The sequence below is a fragment of the Spirillospora sp. NPDC046719 genome (genome assembly GCF_040645715.1).
GTDB lineage: Bacteria > Actinomycetota > Actinomycetes > Streptosporangiales > Streptosporangiaceae > Spirillospora.
Genome location: NZ_JBEYYT010000833.1, coordinates 1 through 1,911, shown reverse-complemented (window position 1 = coordinate 1,911; position 1,911 = coordinate 1). Strand labels below are relative to the sequence as shown.

Sequence of the window (1,911 nt, the reverse complement as noted above, 5' to 3'; positions counted from 1 at the left end):
GCGCGCTTCAGCGGGGCGCGGAGGCGCGGGAGAGGCGGCGGCGGATGCGGGCGCGCAGGGACGTGGCGCCGGCGTCCTCGCGGACCACCAGCGCCAGGTGGCCGCCCTTGGTGAAGTACACCGAGACGTGGTGCGCGCCGACGGGGCGCCGCTGCGGCGCGGTCTTCAGGCCGTCCGCGCGGCGGGAGCCGAAGCGGGCCTCGCGGGTCACGCCGTGCGCGGTCGCGGCGACGTGCACGTCCCAGCGGCCGGGCGCGACGCCGGACGGGTCGGCGAACGCCTCGAACCCGCCGGTGCCGGTGTCCGGCGCGGAGCGCGGGCCGGCGGGGAAGACGTGCTCCTTGCCGGTGGTCCGCTCGCGCAGGATGACGTCCACGGCCGTGCGGTTCGTCTCGACCCGTTCGAGCACGGCGGTGCCGCGGATCCGCACCCGCCGGCCCTGCCAGCACACCGCGTCGAGGCGGTGCTCGACGCCGACCTCGGTGGTGATGTCGGCGTCCTGCCGGGGGACGCCGCGCAGGTAGGGGTACATCGCGTAGATCCGGCCGCCGACCACGACGGCGCCCGCGGGGCTGCCCTCCACCTCGTCGCGGATCAGCCGCTCCAGCTCCTCGCGCAGGCCGTACTGGATGCAGAACGCGCGCAGCCGGTCGGCGGCGGGCAGCGCGGCGCGGGCCGCGTCGCTGAGGCCCTCGTCGCCGATGACCCGGCGGGTGCCGTCGACGAGCCGCTCCCGCTGCCGGCGGTCGAGGTCGAGGTACCGGTGGTCGTACACGCGCAGGACGTCGCGCAGGACGCTGATCGTGCTGTCGGAGGTCACGCTTCTCTCCTGATCGTCCGGGGACATGGTCACGGTAAGGCGTGAGATGGTCGCGCACAGTGAAATTCCGGTAGCGTGTCCTTCGGGATGCATACGCGGTATTGCGCAAGGGATACCGCGTATGCATACTCAGTGTTCATGTCCATACGACACGGCCTGCTGGCACTGCTGTCCCAGGGGCCCCGCTACGGCTACCAGCTGCGCGCCGAGTTCGAGGCGTCCACCGGATCGTCCTGGCCGCTCAACATCGGGCAGGTGTACTCCACGCTGTCCCGGCTCGAACGCGACGAACTGGTCACCCGCGTCGGGGCCGACGACGAGGGGCGGTTCGTCTACCGGATCACCCCGGCGGGCGAGGCCGACGTGCGGGAGTGGTTCGCCACCCCGGTGGCCCGCGCCGACCGGCCCCGCGACGAGCTGGCGATCAAGCTGGCGATGGCCGTCACCGCGCCCGGCGTCGACGTCCGCCAGGTCGTCCAGGCGCAGCGCACCGCCACCCTGCGCACCCTCCAGGACCTCACCCGGGTGAAGGCCGCCGCGCCCGCCGACCCGTCCGACCGGGGCGACCGCGCCTGGCGGCTCGTCCTGGAGTCGATGATCTTCCAGGCGGAGGCCGAGGTCCGGTGGCTGGACCACTGCGAGGCGTTCGTCGTCCGGACCGCCCCCGCCGCCCCGTCCGCGAGCCCGTCCGCGGGCCCGCCCGCCGCCGCGCCGCAGGACGCGCCGATCGAGGAGACGAGCCGGTGAGCGTGCTGGCGATGCGGGACGTGTCCCGCGACCACGGGACGGGCGCCGGGCTCGTGCACGCCCTGCGGGACGTGAGCCTCGACGTCGCGGAGGGCGAGTTCGTCGCGGTGATGGGCCCGTCCGGCTCCGGCAAGTCGACGCTGCTGACGCTCGCCGGCGGGCTGGACGCTCCGACCTCCGGCCGGGTCGCCGTCGCGGGCGCCGACCTCGGCGCGCTCGGGCCGGCCGCGCGGGCGGCGCTGCGGCGCCGCGCCGTCGGCTACGTCTTCCAAGACCTCAACCTGATCCCCGCGCTCACCGCGGTGGAGAACGTGATGCTGCCGCGCGAGCGCGACGGCGCCCGC

3 protein-coding genes are annotated in these 1,911 nt (G+C 75.1%); 2 read left to right on the top strand and 1 reads right to left on the bottom strand.

The window, feature by feature from the left end; genetic code table 11:
• Positions 1–7: 7 nt before the first annotated feature.
• Complete coding sequence (locus tag ABZ914_RS50775; RefSeq protein ID WP_500201739.1) at positions 8–820, bottom strand: hypothetical protein; 813 nt, start codon at positions 818–820, stop codon at positions 8–10.
• Between the two features lie 138 nt (positions 821–958).
• Here ABZ914_RS50775 and ABZ914_RS50770 point away from each other — a divergent pair, with 138 nt between their 5' ends.
• The gene (locus tag ABZ914_RS50770; protein ID WP_500201738.1) at positions 959–1,567 is read left to right on the top strand and encodes a PadR family transcriptional regulator; all 609 of its coding nucleotides are present in this window, start codon (positions 959–961) and stop codon (positions 1,565–1,567) included.
• The coding region (locus tag ABZ914_RS50765; RefSeq protein WP_500201737.1) for an ATP-binding cassette domain-containing protein at positions 1,564–1,911 on the top strand (348 nt) is incomplete at its 3' end. The genes ABZ914_RS50770 and ABZ914_RS50765, both read left to right, overlap by 4 nt.

Bases quoted from the DNA above. Each gene is read 5' to 3' on its own strand.
- ABZ914_RS50770 (WP_500201738.1), top strand. From the start codon at position 959: ATGTCCATACGACACGGCCTGCTGGCACTGCTGTCCCAGGGGCCCCGC.